The organism is Pseudomonas sp. 22085 (assembly GCF_052045815.1).
GTDB classification, from domain to species: domain Bacteria; phylum Pseudomonadota; class Gammaproteobacteria; order Pseudomonadales; family Pseudomonadaceae; genus Aquipseudomonas; species Aquipseudomonas glycinae.
Map to the genome: position 1 here is coordinate 507,614 of NZ_JBQEQA010000001.1, position 16,425 is coordinate 524,038.

Consider the following 16,425-nt stretch of genomic DNA (forward strand, 5'->3'; position numbering starts at 1 on the left):
CGACTCAGTCAGGGAAATGGGGGGTTGCGCCAGCAGATTAATCCGGGTATTTCTAAATTGCATTCAGATATTGCATACAATAATTAGAGGATTGCACCATTATGGGTCAACCAATAGCCATTGAAGTGCGTAACGTATCCAAGCGGTATTCTGATGACCCTGGCCTCGCGCCTGCCCTCGACAACGTCTCGGTGAATATCGCCGACAACGAGTTTTTCACCCTCCTCGGCCCCTCGGGCTGCGGCAAGACCACCCTGCTGCGCACCATCGCCGGTTTCGAACACGTCAGCGACGGCGAGATCCGTCTGGCAGGCGAAACGGTCAATCACCTGCCGCCGTTCAAGCGTCGGGTCAACACGGTGTTCCAGAGTTACGCGCTGTTTCCGCACATGAGTGTCGCGCAGAATATCGCCTTCGGCCTCGAGATGCAGGGTCTTGATCGCAAGGCGATTCCCGGACGGGTCGACGAAATGCTCGCGCTGGTGCAGATGGAGCACCTGGCCGGGCGCAAACCGGCGCAATTATCCGGCGGCCAGCAGCAGCGCGTGGCTCTGGCCCGGGCCCTGGCGCCGAAGCCGAAGGTGCTGTTGCTCGACGAGCCGCTGTCGGCGCTGGACCTGAAGCTGCGCAAGGAAATGCAGGTCGAACTCAAGCGCGTGCAGCAGGAAGCCGGCATTACCTTCATCTTCGTCACCCACGATCAGGAAGAGGCGCTGACCCTGTCCGACCGGATCGCGGTGATGTCCGCCGGCAAGATCCTGCAGATCGGCACCCCGACCGACATCTATGAACGCCCGCAGCACCGCTTCGTCGCCCAGTTCATCGGCGACATCAATTTCCTCCCCGGCCAACTCAGACGCGGGGAACACAACGAAAACATCTTCGTACCCAACGGCATGCCGGTGGAAATCCCCTGCCCGCCCCAAGGCGTCAATGGCAGCAGCGTGCAGCTGGCATTCCGGCCCGAGCGCTCGCAACTGGTTGCAGCAGATCAGCCGCATCATCTGCGCGGCGTGATCGAAGCGGTGCTGTATGTCGGCACCGCGACCCTTTACCAGTGCCGCTTGAACAACGACATCAAAGTCATGCTGCGGGAAAACAACGAAGGTCTGAACCGTGGTCGCGCAGTCGGTGAGCCCGTGGCGGTGCACCTGCCGCCCCAGGCCTGCCTGTTGATGGAGGCCTGAGATGAGCGTCAGCAGCACTTCCCCCTCCCTCAACCGCGCGCTGTTGCTCAGCCCGGTGGTGTTGACCCTGCTCGCCCTGATCGCCATTCCGCTGGGGATCATGGGTTACATCAGCCTGTTGCCGCGCAACACCTACGGCGGCGTCGACTGGCAGGCTCAATGGCAACTGCAGAGTTACGTGCAGCTGTTTTTCCAGGAAGGTTTTGACGGCGAACTGGAGCTGAACTGGGTCTACGCCCAGGCCCTTTTACGCTCGGTGTTCCAGGCCGGTGGCACCACAGTGTTGTGTTTTCTGTTCGGGTTTCCGGTGGCGTTGTGGATGTCGAGCCTGACCCCGCGCCGGCGCAACCTGATGGTGTTGCTCATCACCATTCCGTTCTGGACCAACCTGCTGATCCGCAACTACGCGTGGCTGATCATCCTGCGCGAACAGGGCTGGGTCGCCCAGAGCCTCAACGCGCTGTTTCCGAGCGCCGGTGGCATCACCCTGCTCTACAACGACTTCGCGGTCAGCGTCGGTCTGGTCTACAGCTTTCTGCCGTTCATGATTCTGCCGATCTACTCGACCCTGGAAAAACTCGACTGGCGTCTGGTGGAAGCCGCCTATGACCTGGGCGCCAATCGCTGGCACGCCCTGCGGCGGATCATCCTGCCGCTGTCGATGCCCGGCGTGATTGCCGGCGCGTTGCTGGTGTTCGTGCCGAGCCTCGGCGCCTTCATCACCCCGGCGATCCTCGGCGGCGGCAAAACCCTGATGATCGGCAACCTGATCCAGCAGCAATTCGGCACCGCGCGCAACTGGCCGCTGGGCAGTTCGCTGTCGTTCCTGTTGCTGGGGATTCTGCTGTTGTCCCTGGTGCTCTACGCCCTCTACAGCCGCAGCGCGGTGAAAACCCTGAACCGGGGAGCGAAAGCATGATCTCTCTGCACCTGAAAAAACTCCCCGCAACCCGGGAAATCAGCCTGCTGATCCTCGCCTATCTGTACGTGCCGATCCTGGTGTTGATCGCCTACAGCTTCAACGCCAACCGCTCGGCGACGGTGTGGACCGAGTTCTCGTTCGCCTGGTACGGGCGGATCCTGGCCAACCCTTCGATCCAGACGGCGGCGCTGAACTCGATCATCGTCGCGACCATCGCCACGGTGTGCGCCACGGCGATTGCACTGCTGGCGGCGCTGGCGACCTACCGGCCGTTCTACGGACAGAAAATGGTCGAGGGCGGGATCAACCTGCCGCTGATCCTGCCGGAGATCGTCACCGCCGTCGCCACCCTGCTGCTGTTCATGGCCCTGGGCATCAAGCTCGGGCTGATGACAGTGATCGTCGCACACATCGGCTTCTGCATTCCGTTCGCCTACCTGCCGATTCGCGCACGCCTGAACGATCTGGACAAGAGCCTGTTGGAGGCCGCCAACGACCTGTACGCCAATCCGTGGCAGGTGTTTCGCCGCGTGACCCTGCCGCTGCTGTGGCCGGCGGTGTTGTCCGGTTCGGTGCTGGCGTTCGTGGTCAGCCTCGACGATTTCATCATGACCTTCTTCGTCGCCGGGCCCGGTTCGACCACGTTGCCGGTGTACATCTTCTCGGCGATCAAGGCCGGGGTAACGCCCGAGATCAACGCGATTTCGACCCTGATGCTGGTGATTTCCATCGTGCTGGTGGTGCTGGCCTTCTGGCTCGGCCAACGCGGCAAACAACAATAAACCTGGAGCGCGCTCATGAAAGTGAAAAACATGCGTCTGGCAGTATCCGGTCTGGCCCTGAGTTGTTTCACCGCGTTCAGCGCCCACGCCGCCGAGCCCAAGCAATTGTTCTTCTACAACTGGACCGACTACTACCCGGTGGATCTGCTGGCCAAGTTCGAAAAGGAGACCGGGATCAAGGTCACCATGGACGGCTATGACAGCAACGAAACCCTGCTCGCCAAGTTGCAGGCCGGCGGCGCCGCGTATGACGTGATCGTGCCGTCGCAGTCGATCATGCAGACGCTGATCAAGCAGGACCTGCTGTTGGAAATCGACGCCCCGACCCTGAGCAACTTCCAGTACGTCAAAGGCCCGTTCCGCGATCCGAGCTTCGACCCGGGCCGCAAGTTTTCGGCGCCGTACCTGTGGGGCACCACCGGGTTTTCCTATGACAGCGCACGGGTACCGGGCGGCAAGCTCGATGATTCGTGGAAAGAATTCTTCGAGCCGCGCAAGGAACTGCAAGGCCAGCTCGCCGCCCTCGACACTTCCAGCAGCGTGATCAACGCCGCCAGTCATTACCTGAACGTCGACGAATGCACGGAAAACCCGCAGGACGCCAAACGCATCCTCGAACTGCTGCAAAAGCAAAAGCCGTTTTTGAAGATGTACAGCTCCGACAACACCGTCGACCGCATGGCCTCGGGCGAGGTGATCATGATGCAGAACTGGAACGGCTCGACGGCCCGCGCCACGTTGCAGAAGAGCACCATCAAGTACGTGTACCCGAAAGAAGGCCTGGCAATGTTCCAGGACAACTTCGCCGTACCGAAAAGCGCGCCGCATCCAGGCAACGCCAAGATCTTTATCGACTGGATGATGAAACCGGAAAACGCGGCGGCCGTGTCCAACGCGATTGCCTATGCCAACGGAATTCAGAGCGATCAGTTGCTGGATGCGAAATGGAAGGTCATGGACGCGATCAACATGCCCGAGGAGTACGCCTCGCGACTGCGGCCGGAGAAGGAATGCAGCAACAAGGCGCGGGAGCTGCAGGATCGGATCTGGTCGAAGCTTAAGGGTTGATCACCTGACTCAAGACCGAGTTGCGGCCATCGTTGGCAAGCCAACTCCCACACTGGATCTCTGAGCGACACAAATCCCTGTGGGAGCTGGCTTGCCAGCGATGAGGCCCGCCCAGACAACCTAGAAACAGAGGTATGAAATGTCCCACCCCCGCTGGCTCAGAAACATCCGCCCCTACGGCGCCCCCGCCGAAGACCTGCTGATCGAAAACGGCAAGTTCACCCAACGCCGCCCGGCCTCCGATGCTCCACTGGCCGCCACCGACATCGACGGCCAGAACCAGCTCCTGACCGCGCCGCTGGTGGAAAGCCACGTCCACCTCGACAAGACCCTGTACGGCCAACCCTGGCGCCCGAACAGCGCCGGCCCGACGCTCAAGGACTACATCAGCAACGAGCGCCGCGTCCTGCGGGAAATAAAAGCGCCGATCGCCGAACGCGCCGGCGCCCTGCTGGAAAACTGCATCGCCCGGGGTTCTTTGACGATGCGTTGCCACGTCGACATCGACCCGGAATTCGGCCTGCGCCACGTCGAGGCCATGCAGCAACTGCGCGAAACCTACAGCGACCTGATCGACCTGCAACTGGTGGTGTTCCCGCAAACCGGCCTGATCAGCCGACCCGGCACCGCCGAGCTGATGCGCGAAGCCATGGCCCTGGGCGTGGAGAATGTCGGCGGCCTCGACCCCTGCGGCATCGACAACGACCCGATCGCGCAACTGGATTTCGTGTTCAAACTGGCCAGCGAGTTCCAGCGTGGCGTCGACATTCACCTGCATGACAAAGGCGAACTGGGCCTGTGGCAGATCGCCCGGATCGCCGATTACACCGAGCGTTTCAACCTGCAGAACCGGGTGATGATCAGCCACGCCTATTGCCTCGGCATGCTGCCGTGGAGTCAGGTCAAACCGGTCGCCGAACGCCTCGCGGCGCTGGGGATTTCGCTGATGAGTTCAGCGCCGGCCGATTGTGCTGTTCCGCCATTCCTGGCGTTGCGTGAGACCGGGGTCAACGTGTGCCTCGGTTCCGACGGCATTCGTGATGCGTGGTCGCCGATGGGCAATGGCGACATGCTGGAACGGGCGATGCTGCTGGCATTCCGTTTCGACCTGGGCAAGGACGATGAATTGGCGGCGGCGTTCGAAGCGGCGACGGTCAACGGTGCGCGCGCATTGGGGATCGAGGATTACGGCTTCGCCATTGGCCGGCCGGCGGATTTTCTGTTGATGCCGGTGGAAACGCTTGGAGAAGCGGTAGTCGCGCGGCCAGTGCGTCAGGTCTATCGCGGCGGCGAACTGATCGCCAGCGGCGGTCGTCTGCTGGGCAGCCGTCTGTGAAACGGATCGGCCTGAAGGCCGGTTGCGTGGTCGGTTTCGATGGCACGCAGCATGTGCTGTGGCGCGATGGTGAAGTGGTGTTCGCCGGTTCGCGGATCGAGTTTGTCGGGCGCGGTTACCAAGGGCCGGTGGATCAATGGATCGACTACGGCAATGCGCTGATCGGCCCCGGTTTCATCGACCTCGACGCCCTCGGCGATCTCGACTCCACCGTGCTGACTCTGGACAACGGCGACGAGCGCGCGATGGGCCGGATGTGGTCGGCGGAGTATCTGGCGGCCGGCCCGCGTGAGTCATTCAGCCCGGAGGAAGAGGTCTTCAAGTACCACTACGCCTTCACCCAGTTGATCCGCAACGGCATTACCACGGCCATGCCGATCACTTCGATGTACTACCGCGAATGGGCGGAGACCTACGACGAGTTCGCGGCGGTCGCCGACGTGGCCGGCGAACTGGGACTGCGCACCTATCTCGGCCCCTGCTACATGAGCGGCATGAGTTACTGGCGCGCCGACGGCACCCTCGCCCATCACTGGGATGAGGCTCGGGGCCTGGCGGGGCTGGACGCGGCCGAACGGTTTTTCAAGGATTTCGATGGCGCCCACGCCGGGTTGATTCGCGGTGCGCTGCTGCCGGATCGCATCCAGACCTGCACCCCGGCGCTGCTCCAACGCACGTCCGCGTTGAGTCGTGAACTGAACGCACCTATGCGTCTGCATTGCTGTCAGGCGCTGGGTGAGGTGGCGATGGTCGAACAGTTGCGCGGCACCACGCCGCTGGGCTGGTTGCAGCAACTCGGCCTGCTCACCCCGCACAGCGTGCTGCCCCACGGCATCTACACCTCGGGCGATGACGATCTGCAACGGCTCATCGACGGCGGCGCCAGTCTGGTGCACTGCCCGCTAGTGTTCGCCCGTGATGGCGAGGCGCTGAATTCGTTCGGCCGCTATCGGGCCAAAGGCATCAACTTTGGCCTCGGCACCGACACCTGGCCGGCGGATTTGCTGGCCAACATGCGCCACGGTTTGAACATCGCCCGGTTGATGGAAGGTGGATCGGCGCTGACCAGCAGCCTCGACCTGTACAACGCCGCGACCCTCGGCGGCGCCAAGGCATTGGGCCGCGACGATCTCGGTCGTCTGGCGCCCGGCGCCAAAGCGGATATCACCGTGTTCAACCTGCGCGGCCTGCACTTGGGCCCGCTGTTCGATCCACTGAAAAACCTGCTGCTGGCCGGGCGCGGCGACGACTGCATCGCCAGTTACATCGACGGTCGCTGCGTGATGCACGACGGTCAGGTCATCGGCGTCGACTACCCCACTCTGCAGCGTCAGGCCCAGCGCCAATACGAAAAACTGATGCGCAGCCACAGCGACCGGGCCTTTGGCCAACCGGACTGGAAAACCCTGTTCCAGCCGGCCATTGCGTTTGCCGACGACTACAGTGCCGAGGCGCCGTTGAGCGCCATCGATCCACTTCTTTAGAGAACACTGCCATGCACAGCTTCGATTTCAGCCAACTGAGCCCACGGGAAAAGTACAAGATTCTGATCGGCAGCGTGGTGCCGCGCCCGATTGCACTGGTCACCACCATCGACGCCGAAGGCCGGGTCAATGCCGCGCCGTTCAGCTTTTTCAATGCGCTGTCGGCGGACCCGCCCATTCTCGCGCTCGGCGTGGAGAACTACGGCGACCAGAGCCCGAAGGACACCACGCGCAATATCCAGATGAATCAGGAATTCACCGTCAACATCGTCAGTGACGCCTTGGTGGAGGCCATGAACGTCTGCGCCGTGCCATTTGCGCCGGGTTTCGATGAGTTGACCGCTGCCGGCCTGACAGCGATTCCCGGCACCTCGGTCAAATGCCCGCGAATCGGCGAAGCACCCGTGGCGCTGGAATGTCGGCGAATGATCGCGCTGAACATCGGTCAGTCGCGGGAGATCATTTTTGGCGAGGTGTTGATGGCGCATGTGCGCGACGAGTTGATCGACCCGAAAACCCTGTACATCGATCAATTGGGGCTGGATGCGATCGGGCGCATGGGCGGGCATGGTTATGCACGGACCCGGGACTACTTCGACCTGCCGACCCGCTCATTGCAAGCGTGGACGGAGGCACCGGGGGGTGGCGAGCGGTTCTGGCCACAGCGCTGAAAGCTATTACTCGTTCCCACGCTCCGTGTGCTGCTCGTGCTGATCGTTCCCACGCTCCGCGTGCTGCTCGTGCTGATCGTTCCCACGCTCCGCGTGCTGCTCGTGCTGATCGTTCCCACGCTCCGCGTGCTGCTCGTGCTGATCGTTCCCACGCTCCGCGTGGGAATGCATACCGTGACGCTCTGCGTCACAGTGGACGCGGAGCGTCCATGGCGGCATTCCCACGCAGAGCGTGGGAACGATCAACGATGCAGGGCGTGGGAACGAGCAGCAGGTTCAGTGGGTGTCAGTGGAAATCGCGGCTTTGTACGCGGATGCCGTTGAGCAGCGGGCTGAGGTCACTCAAGCGTCCGGCAATCAGGTGCCGCACCTCGCCTTCACGCTCCCAGCGGCCATCGACCTTGAGCAATTGCGAGCCCACCAGCACCTGCCGCTGACGCTCGGCCAGATCGCGCCAGACCACCACGTTGACGTTGCCGAACTCGTCTTCCAGGGTCACGAAGGTCACGCCACTGGCAGTGCCCGGCCGCTGACGCCCGGTCACCAGCCCCGCCACGCTGACCGGCCGGCCGTGTTCGACCTCCAGCAACTCCCGGGAACTGCGACAGCGCCGCGCCCGCAACTCGTTGCGCAACAGCGTCAGCGGGTGCGGCCCCAGCGTGGTACCAAGGGTGGCGTAGTCGGTGAACAGGTCTTCGCTGACACTCGGCGTCGGCAGCAACACATCCGGCTCTTCCTGACTCGGCAACCCGGCAAACAGCCCGAGCTGTTTCTGCACCCCAGCCACTTCCCAGCGTGCCCGATGGCGGTGACCAGCCAGGCCGCGCAACGCCCCGGCATCCGCCAGCAGCGCCTGGGCGCGACTGTCGAGCCCGGCCCGTTCGCCCAGGTCGGCGACATCGGCAAACGCCCCCCTCGCCCGAGCCTTTTCAATGCTCCGGGCATCCTCCTCGCGAAAGCCCTTGATCATCCGCAGGCCCATGCGGATGGCCGGTTGCTCGCCGGCAATCGGCTCCAGGCTGCAATCCCAGTCACTGGCGCGCACGTCCACCGGACGGATCTGCAAATGATGCCGGCGCGCATCCTGAAGAATCTGATCCGGACTGTAGAAACCCATCGGCCAGCTGTTGATCAGCGCACAGGCGAACGCCGCCGGTTCATGGCACTTGAGCCAGCAACTGGCATAGGTCAGCAAGGCAAAACTGGCGGCGTGGGATTCAGGGAAACCGTAACTGCCGAAGCCCTTGATCTGCTCGAAGATCTGCGCGGCGAATTCCGGGCTGTAGCCGTTTTTCTTCATGCCGGCGGCCAGTCGTTCCTTGTGCGGTTCCAGCCCGCCGTGGCGTTTCCACGCGGCCATGGAGCGGCGCAACTGGTCAGCTTCGCCGGGGCTATAGTCGGCGGCAACGATGGCGATCTGCATCACCTGTTCCTGAAACAGCGGCACCCCGAGGGTGCGCTTGAGCACCACTTCCAGCTCCGGTGACGGATAGGTTTCCTCTTCCTCCTGATTCCGACGGCGCAGGTACGGATGAACCATCCCGCCCTGGATCGGCCCCGGCCGGACGATGGCCACCTCGATCACCAGGTCGTAGAAGGTTTGCGGGCGCAGGCGCGGCAGCATCGACATCTGCGCCCGGGACTCGATCTGGAACACGCCGATGGTGTCGGCGCGGCTGATCATGTCGTAGGTCGGGCGATCCTCAGGCGGGATGGTGGCCAGGCTCAGGTCCTGATGGCGATGACGGCGCAGCAGGTCGAAACAGCGGCGGATCGCGCTGAGCATGCCGAGGGCGAGGATATCCACCTTGAGCAGGCCGACCGCATCGAGATCGTCCTTGTCCCACTGAATGATCGTGCGGTCGGCCATGGCGGCGTTTTCCACCGGCACCAGCGTGTCCAGCGGTTGCTCGGAAATCACGAAACCACCGGGGTGCTGCGACAGGTGCCGGGGGAAGCCGATCAGTTGCCCGGTCAGGCTCAGCACCCGGTGCAGCAGCGGGCTTTCGGGGTCGAAACCGCCCTCGCGCAGGCGCTCCACGGGTGGCGTTTCATCGCTCCAGTGACCGCAGCAGTCGGCCAGCGCATTGATCTGGTCCGGCGGCAGCCCCAGCGCCTTGGCCACATCGCGGATCGCACCGGAGGCGTGGTAGGTGCTGACCACCGCGGTCAGCGCGGCACGACGGCGACCATAACGACGAAACACGTATTGCAGGACTTCTTCCCGGCGCTCGTGCTCGAAATCGACGTCGATGTCCGGCGGTTCGTTGCGCTCCCTCGACATGAAACGCTCGAACAGCAGCGTGGTGCGGTCCGGGTCGATTTCGGTGATGCCCAGGGCAAAACACACCGCCGAGTTGGCCGCCGAGCCCCGGCCCTGACAGAGGATTTTCTGCTCCCGGGCGAAGCGCACCACGTCGTGCACGGTGAGGAAGTAGCTTTCGTAGCCGAGTTCGGCGATCAGCTCCAGCTCATCGTCGATCTGCTTGAGCACCTTGGGCTGTGCGCCTTTCGGCCAGCGCCAGGCGATGCCTTGTTCGGTCAGGTGGCGCAGCCAGGAACTGGCGCTGTGTTCCTCGGGCACCAGCTCTTTGGGGTATTGATAACGCAACTCGCCCAGATCGAAGGTGCAGCGCCGGGCCAGCTTTACCGATTCGTTCAGCAAGGTCTGCGGATACAACTCGCGCAACACATCGAGGCTGCGCAAATGCCGCTCGCCGTTGGGGTGCAGGCGCAATCCGGCTTCGGCCACCGGGACGTGGTGACGGATCGCGGTCATGGTGTCCTGCAAGGCCCGTCGGCCACGGGCGTGCATGTGCACATCGCCGCTGGCCACCGCTGGAATCTGCAGTTCATCCGCCAGACTCAGCAGTGCGGCCAGCCGTTGCCGATCGTTCTGCCCGCGATGCAACTGCACCGCCAGCCACAGCCGCTCGCCGAAGGTCTGCTTCAGCCAGCGGCCCTCTTCCACGTCATCGACCGCCTCCGGCACCCACAGCACCAGCAATCCCGGCAACGGTTCGCTGAAGTCCTCGCGCAGTATTTGATACTGGCCTTTCTGCGTGCGCCGTCGAGCTTGGGTGATCAAGCCGCACAGCGCCTGATAACCCTCGATGTTCTCCACCAGCAACACCAGTTTCGGGCCGTGCTCGATGCGGATTTCGCTGCCGATGATCAGCGGCAGCTCCACGGATTTGGCCGCCTGCCAGGCACGGACGATCCCGGCGAGGGTGCATTCATCGGTGATCGCCAGCGCCTGATAGCCGTGTTTCTTCGCTCGCTGAAACAGCTCCAGCGCACTGGACGCACCGCGCTGAAAACTGAAATTCGACAGGCAGTGCAGCTCGGCATAACCCTGGCTCACGCGAACCAGCCCTGCAGCCACAACGGACCGCCCTCACCCACAGCGCGGTACGCCCAGCCTTGCTGTCCAGCGCGGTTCTGGATCAGGTAATAGTCGCGGCGCACGTCGTCACCGTCCCACCAGCCGGACTCGATGCGCTCCGGCCCCATGAGGATGCGCGCCGAACCTTCGGGCACCGACTGCGGCTCGCCCAATAACCAACCCGGACGCTGCACACCCGGCAATGCAGGGCAACGCTGCTTGTCGTCGGCGTTCTGCCACGCGCACTCCGGACGGTGATCGGCCTGAAAGCGCAGGCCCTGCACCGCCTCATCCCCCAGCCGCGCGCGCAGACGTTCGCGCAATTGCTCCCAGGGCAAGGTCTGCTGCGGACGGTCGTCGAACAGTTCCTGAAACTGCGGCACGAAACTCGGCAGGTCCTCGGCGCGCAGACGAAAACCGCGCACCGGGGCTTCGACCTGCACCTGCTCCAGTCGGCCACGGGCCAACTCGAACAGCATTGCCGGATCGCGCTCGGCGCTGAGCAGGCCGACCTTGATCAGCGTGTCCGGCAGCCCCGCGTGTTCAAGGTGCAGATCGAAGCGCTGCACGCCGCTGTCGCGCCCGCACAAAAAAGCCGCCAGATCGGACGTCAGGCGGCGCAAGGGGAACAGCAGCGCCTGATGGGACTGCACGTCGAAATTGAGTTCGATGCGCACGTCGAAGCGATCCGGCGGCAGGTAGAACGCCAGCGCCAGCGGCCGTGCGCCGAACAGCGTGTCCAGGTGCTTGAGCATCGGTGCCTCGAAACGTCGGGCCAGGGCCTGACGCGGCAGGTTCTGCACCTGATGGAGGTTACGCAGGCCCATACGCGACAGCGCCGTGGCCACGCTCGGTTCAAGGCCGATGCGGTCGACCGGCAATTGCCCGAGATGATGACGCAGGGCTTCACCGTCGGGCACCACCAATCCGTCGTAGGCGTTGGCCAACACCCGCGCCGCCACCGGATTGGGCGCGGCGACGATGCGATGACGAAAACCCAGCTCGGTCAGCTCCGTGCGCAAGCGTGCCTCGAACTGCGCCCAGGAACCGAACAGACCGAGGCTCGATTCGATCTCGAACACCACGGTGCGCGGGTAATGCACGCTGACCTGGGCGCTGAAGCGATAGGCCCAGGCGGCGAGAAACTGCTGCCAGTGCTCGACCTCGGCCGAATCGTAATCGACAGTGGCGAACCCTTTGCTCATGGCCTGAGCGGCGGTCATCGACTGCCCCGGACGCAAGCCCAGGGCCCGCGCCGCCGGGTTGACCGCTTGCAGCACCCGGCGCTGGGCCGGGCCGCTGAGCAGCGCCAACGGCTGCTCGGGATCGGGCCGCTGACGCAGCACGGCGTCGAGGGCCAATTGCGGAAACAGAATGCAAACCCAGCGCATGGCGACCTCAATGCCCCACGGTGAAGGCAATCGGTGCGCTGCGCGCCAGACCGCCCCGGCACTTGAGCACGCGCAACTGCGCCGGGCGCGCATCGATGGCAATGCGCAACGCGGCCGGCGACGGATTGACCGCTTCGCTCAAGGGGCGCCACGCGAACGCCAGGGTCTGGCCGGTTTCCGCCGCCACCTGCAAACGGCGCAAGGCGCGGTCATCGGCCTTGTGCGGCCAGCACAGCACCGCGCCGCAACTGCCCGAGCGCAGGCATTGTTCCGCCGCCCACAAGGCATCGCGTTCGCTGGCCCGGATCACCGACAACTGACGCAGATCGACCCCGGCATTGGCCCAGGCCTGCGGGTACGGCACAAACGGCGGCGCCACCAGCACGATGCGCTCCCCCGCCGCCGACAGCCGCGCCAGGGTCGGCCACACCAGTTGCAGTTCACCGACACCGGGGCCGGCCAGCAGGATTTCGCTCAGTGCCGCTTCCGGCCAGCCGCCACTGGGCAACGCTGCGTCCAGCGCCGCGTGCCCGGTGGGTTGTGGGCTGGCGGCCGGTGGCGCAGGCCGGCCCTTCCAGACCTGGCCGCCGTTGAACAGCGTATCCAGCGCAACGACGGCCCCCATCAGCCTTGCCTCACCAGACCGCAGAACACCCCTTCGATGGCCAGGTCCTGATCGGCCCGCACCACAATCGGCTGGTACGCCGGGTTGCGCGGCAACAGGCGAACCTCATCGCCGACCCGCTCGAAGCGTTTGATGGTGACCTCGCCGTCGAGCCGCGCCACCACGATCTGGCCGTTGAGCGCCTCGGGGTTGCGCCGCACGCCGACCAGATCGCCGTCGAGAATGCCGTCCTCGATCATCGAATCGCCCTGCACCCGCAGCATGTAGTCGGGCGTGCGGGAGAACAGCGCTGGATCGAGCATCAGCCGATTGTGCAGGTCGGCATCGGCACCGATGGGCGCACCAGCGGCCACCCGGCCGAGCACCGGGACTTCGAGCAGCTCCGGCCGCGCCGGTTGCCCGAGCAGGCGAATGCCCCGGGCCTGATGCGGGTTGACCTCGATAAACCCGGCTTCGGTGAGCGCCAGCACATGCTTGCGCGCCACGCTGCGGGAGGCAAAACCAAAAGCCTCGCTGATTTCAGCGAGGCTTGGGGGCTGACCGTGTTCGGCGATGCGTTCGCGGATAAAGGTCAGGATGGCGGTACGGCGGGGAGTCAGAGTCGTCATGGAGTACATTTGTACTCCTGTGGGATTTTCCTGACAAGCACCGCCAGTCAGCTCAAACCCTGTGACTGATCGTTCCCACGCTCTGCGTGGGAATGCCTCTAGGGACGCTCCGCGTCCAGTGACGCGGAGCGTCACGGGCTGCATTCCCACGCGGAGCGTGGGAACGATCAGAAGCTCGGAGTCAGTTCAAACCGCGTTCGGCGAGAAAGCCTGCGATGTAGTCGATAAACGCCACAACCTTGGCCGTCGCCCGCCGATGACTCGGGTACACCGCCAGAATGTGCGGGCCGAAGCTGTCCGGGTCGATCTCGTAATCCGCCATGACCCGCACCAGTCGCCCGTCGGCGATGTACGGCGCAGCGCTCCACAATGGTGTATGCAGCAAGCCGCGCCCGGCCAGGGCACTGGCCAACAGCAGGTCGTAATTGTCGCTGCGCAACAGCGGCGCTGCCGGTTGCGCCAGGCTCAGGCGCTGGCCGTCGCGCTCGGCCCACCAGAATTCGCGGCTGAGCAACGGATGCCGGTACAGCAGCCATTCATGCTGATCGAGGGTTTGCGGCGTGACCGGCAAGCCCTTGCGCGCCAGGTATTCGGGGCTGCCGCACAGCGCCAGGCGATTGCTGCCGACCACCCGCGCAATCAACCCCGGCAAATCATCGTGCCCTTCGCGCAACGCCAGGTCGTAACCGCTTTCCAGCAGATTGACGAATTCGTCGCACAAATCCACTTGCAGGCTGATCTGCGGGTATTGCTGCAAAAAGCCGTCACACACCTGATCGAGAAACGCTCGCCCGTAAGCCAGCGGTGCGGTGATTTTCAGGCTGCCACGCAGACCGTGCTGCAACTGCTCGATTTCCTCGCTGGCCTCGTCCAGCCGTTGCAGCACCTGGCGTGCGGTTTCCAGATACAGCCGGCCGATTTCGGTCAGCAGAATCCGCCGCGTGCTGCGCTCGAACAGCCGTGCGCCGAGTTCGGATTCCAGATGATTGACCGCTTTGGTCAGGGCCGACGGGGTCTTGCCCAGTTGCTCGGCAGCGCGGCTGAAACTGCCGAGCTGCGCGGTGACCACGAACATTTTCAGTGCACCCAGCTTGTCCATGCTTTTTCCATTCAGGCAAAAACGTTTTTCGTGAGGGAGGCGTTCTGTCGGGCGTTGGCAGCCACTAATCTGGCCATCAGACGCAATAACAAGGAAATGTTCAATGAAAAGATTCATCCCGCATTTCACAAAAAATCTGCTGATCGCCGCTATGAGTTTTGCCTCGATGGAAGCCATGGCCGCCACCGATCTGGTGCTGCTCAATGGCAAGATTTTCACCGCCGACCGCGCTCAACCGAAGGTTCAGGCGCTGGCCGTGGAGAGCGGCAAGGTGCTGAAAGTCGGCAGCGATGCGCAGATCAAGGCCTTGATCGAACCCGGCACCCAGGTCATCGACCTGAAAGGTCAGGCGTTGATGCCCGGCCTGATCGACAGCCATTCCCACGCGATTTTCGGCGGACTGGAAATGGTCTCGGCCAATATGGAAGACGACGTAGTCAGTCTGGATGAACTGGAAAAACGCCTGCGCGGCTGGCGTGACGACGGCAAGGCCCGGCATGGCGATGTGTTGAGCGTGGCCGGCATGAGTTCGGCGTATTGGGCCAAGGCTGAAGCGCTGGGCAAAATCTTCAACCACGGCGAATGGACCGACGTGCCGGTGGTGTTCACCGGCAGCGATCACCACACCGCATGGGCCAACAATGTGATGCTCAAACGTGCGGGTATCGACGCCGCGCTGCTGAAAACTCTGCCGGACGCAGAAAAAGACACCATCGGCAAACTGGCCAACGGTGAACCGGACGGCTTTGTGGTCGACGCCGGTTGGGATCGGGTGGCCTCGAAAATGCCAGTGCCGAGCCCGGCCGACATGCTCAAGGCAGCGCAATCGGCGGTGCGTTTCAACAACAGCCTCGGCATCACCGCGTGGATGGACCCCGCCGCCAACGCCGCGCCGGGCGAGCCGGTGTTCGCCCTCAAGCCCACCGAGAAAACCGTCGGCGTGCTGCCGGCCTACAAGGCCCTGTCGGAAAGCGGCGGCATGACTGCCCACGTCGCCGCGCTGCTGGTGGCCAATCCGAAAAGCGTCCCGGCCGATCTCGACACCCTCGACAAGGTTCGCCGGCAGTTTCAGGGCATTCCCAACCTGACGCTGCCGGGGATCAAGATCTTTGCCGACGGCGTGATCGAATACCCGGCCCAGAGCGCGGCGATGATCGATCCCTACAGCAACTCGCACAAACAGGGCGAGTTGCTGATCGATCCACAGCACTTCGGCGAACTGGTCAGCGCCATCGACCAGCGCGGCTGGCTGGTGCACATCCACGCCATCGGCGACCGCGCGGTGCGCGAATCACTGAACGGCATCGCCCAGGCGCGCAAGGACCGGCAGAGCGGCGTAACGCACTCGATCACCCACCTGCAAATGGTCAACCCGAAGGAGTTCGCCCGCTTCAAGCCGCTGAACGTGATTGCCTCGATGCAACTGCTGTGGGCCAGCGCCGACGACTACACCACCGACATGATCAAGCCTTACGTCAGCGCCCTCGCCTTTCGCTATCAATACCCGGCGCATTCGCTGCTCAAGCAAGGCGCGACGATTGCCGGCGCCAGTGACTGGCCGGTGTCCTCGCCGAACCCGTGGAACGCCATGGCCCAGGCCATCACCCGCACCGGGCCGCTGGGCGTGCTCAACGCCGACGAACGCCTGGACCGCGAAACGATGTTCTACGCCTACACCGCCAACGCCGCGCGGACCATCGGCCTGGAACAACAGATCGGCTCGCTGAGCCCCGGCAAACAGGCCGATTTCATCGTGCTCGATCGCGACGTGTTCAGCGTCGACGACAAGGCCCTGCATGACACCCAGGTGCTGCAAACCTGGTTCGCCGGCCGTCAGGTCTACGCCCCTACCCTCCAATAACAATCG

Annotated in this window: 13 protein-coding genes; 8 read left to right on the forward strand and 5 right to left on the reverse strand. The window is 63.7% G+C overall.

Annotated elements, in window-relative coordinates; all coding sequences use genetic code 11:
- The first annotated feature begins 101 nt into the window (after nt 1-101).
- From ACTJK7_RS02150 to ACTJK7_RS02180, 7 genes are all read left to right on the forward strand, one after another.
- A complete protein-coding gene (locus tag ACTJK7_RS02150) occupies nt 102-1,187 on the forward strand; it encodes an ABC transporter ATP-binding protein (RefSeq protein ID WP_323151900.1) in 1,086 nt (361 codons plus the stop codon).
- Between the two features lies 1 nt (nt 1,188).
- Nucleotides 1,189-2,106, forward strand: coding sequence for an ABC transporter permease (locus tag ACTJK7_RS02155; protein ID WP_039768864.1), 918 nt, complete (start codon nt 1,189-1,191; stop codon nt 2,104-2,106).
- A complete protein-coding gene (locus ACTJK7_RS02160) occupies nt 2,103-2,891 on the forward strand; it encodes an ABC transporter permease (protein ID WP_064597101.1) in 789 nt (262 codons plus the stop codon). Before ACTJK7_RS02155 ends, ACTJK7_RS02160 begins: the two co-directional genes overlap by 4 nt.
- 15 nt (nt 2,892-2,906) lie before the next feature.
- Nucleotides 2,907-3,959: an extracellular solute-binding protein gene (locus ACTJK7_RS02165; RefSeq protein WP_108562273.1), complete on the forward strand. Its 1,053-nt coding sequence runs from the start codon at nt 2,907-2,909 to the stop codon at nt 3,957-3,959.
- Nucleotides 3,960-4,098: 139 nt separating this feature from the next.
- Nucleotides 4,099-5,295 carry an amidohydrolase family protein gene (locus ACTJK7_RS02170; RefSeq protein WP_108562275.1) on the forward strand — a complete coding sequence of 399 codons (1,197 nt, stop codon included), beginning with the start codon at nt 4,099-4,101 and terminating at the stop codon, nt 5,293-5,295.
- Nucleotides 5,292-6,779: an amidohydrolase family protein gene (locus ACTJK7_RS02175; RefSeq protein WP_108562277.1), complete on the forward strand. Its 1,488-nt coding sequence runs from the start codon at nt 5,292-5,294 to the stop codon at nt 6,777-6,779. Before ACTJK7_RS02170 ends, ACTJK7_RS02175 begins: the two co-directional genes overlap by 4 nt.
- 11 nt (nt 6,780-6,790) lie before the next feature.
- On the forward strand, nt 6,791-7,450 hold the full coding sequence (locus ACTJK7_RS02180) for a flavin reductase family protein (RefSeq protein WP_440780117.1): 660 nt from the start codon (nt 6,791-6,793) through the stop codon (nt 7,448-7,450).
- A gap of 286 nt (nt 7,451-7,736) precedes the next feature.
- Here the strand turns inward: ACTJK7_RS02180 and ACTJK7_RS02185 are convergent, their stop codons facing one another.
- The 5 genes from ACTJK7_RS02185 to ACTJK7_RS02205 all read right to left on the reverse strand — a co-directional run bounded on the left by ACTJK7_RS02185 (nt 7,737) and on the right by ACTJK7_RS02205 (nt 14,558).
- A complete protein-coding gene (locus ACTJK7_RS02185) occupies nt 7,737-10,835 on the reverse strand; it encodes an error-prone DNA polymerase (protein WP_440780116.1) in 3,099 nt (1,032 codons plus the stop codon).
- On the reverse strand, nt 10,811-12,226 hold the full coding sequence (locus tag ACTJK7_RS02190) for a Y-family DNA polymerase (RefSeq protein ID WP_039768872.1): 1,416 nt from the start codon (nt 12,224-12,226) through the stop codon (nt 10,811-10,813). The genes ACTJK7_RS02185 and ACTJK7_RS02190 overlap by 25 nt, the downstream gene beginning before the upstream one ends.
- Before the next feature lie 7 nt (nt 12,227-12,233).
- The gene (gene imuA, locus ACTJK7_RS02195; protein ID WP_064381251.1) at nt 12,234-12,851 is read right to left on the reverse strand and encodes a translesion DNA synthesis-associated protein ImuA; all 618 of its coding nucleotides are present in this window, start codon (nt 12,849-12,851) and stop codon (nt 12,234-12,236) included.
- On the reverse strand, nt 12,851-13,468 hold the full coding sequence (lexA, locus tag ACTJK7_RS02200) for a transcriptional repressor LexA (RefSeq protein ID WP_064381249.1): 618 nt from the start codon (nt 13,466-13,468) through the stop codon (nt 12,851-12,853). The genes imuA and lexA overlap by 1 nt, the downstream gene beginning before the upstream one ends.
- A 172-nt stretch (nt 13,469-13,640) precedes the next feature.
- Nucleotides 13,641-14,558: a LysR family transcriptional regulator gene (locus ACTJK7_RS02205; RefSeq protein ID WP_064381246.1), complete on the reverse strand. Its 918-nt coding sequence runs from the start codon at nt 14,556-14,558 to the stop codon at nt 13,641-13,643.
- 103 nt (nt 14,559-14,661) lie between these two features.
- On the opposite strand from ACTJK7_RS02205, the gene ACTJK7_RS02210 reads away from it, so the two are divergent.
- Entirely contained in the window at nt 14,662-16,419 is a 1,758-nt protein-coding gene (locus tag ACTJK7_RS02210; protein ID WP_108562279.1) for an amidohydrolase, read from the forward strand.
- The last annotated feature ends 6 nt before the right edge of the window (nt 16,420-16,425 follow it).

Excerpts from the sequence above, each read along its gene's own strand:
- ACTJK7_RS02150 (WP_323151900.1), top strand. The coding sequence starts at position 102 with ATGGGTCAACCAATAGCCATTGAAGTGCGTAACGTATCCAAGCGGTAT.
- ACTJK7_RS02155 (WP_039768864.1), top strand. The coding sequence starts at position 1,189 with ATGAGCGTCAGCAGCACTTCCCCCTCCCTCAACCGCGCGCTGTTGCTC.
- ACTJK7_RS02160 (WP_064597101.1), top strand. The coding sequence starts at position 2,103 with ATGATCTCTCTGCACCTGAAAAAACTCCCCGCAACCCGGGAAATCAGC.
- ACTJK7_RS02165 (WP_108562273.1), top strand. The coding sequence starts at position 2,907 with ATGAAAGTGAAAAACATGCGTCTGGCAGTATCCGGTCTGGCCCTGAGT.
- ACTJK7_RS02170 (WP_108562275.1), top strand. The coding sequence starts at position 4,099 with ATGTCCCACCCCCGCTGGCTCAGAAACATCCGCCCCTACGGCGCCCCC.
- ACTJK7_RS02180 (WP_440780117.1), top strand. The coding sequence starts at position 6,791 with ATGCACAGCTTCGATTTCAGCCAACTGAGCCCACGGGAAAAGTACAAG.
- ACTJK7_RS02190 (WP_039768872.1), bottom strand. The coding sequence starts at position 12,226 with ATGCGCTGGGTTTGCATTCTGTTTCCGCAATTGGCCCTCGACGCCGTG.
- imuA (WP_064381251.1), bottom strand. The coding sequence starts at position 12,851 with ATGGGGGCCGTCGTTGCGCTGGATACGCTGTTCAACGGCGGCCAGGTC.
- lexA (WP_064381249.1), bottom strand. The coding sequence starts at position 13,468 with ATGTACTCCATGACGACTCTGACTCCCCGCCGTACCGCCATCCTGACC.
- ACTJK7_RS02205 (WP_064381246.1), bottom strand. The coding sequence starts at position 14,558 with ATGGACAAGCTGGGTGCACTGAAAATGTTCGTGGTCACCGCGCAGCTC.
- ACTJK7_RS02210 (WP_108562279.1), top strand. The coding sequence starts at position 14,662 with ATGAAAAGATTCATCCCGCATTTCACAAAAAATCTGCTGATCGCCGCT.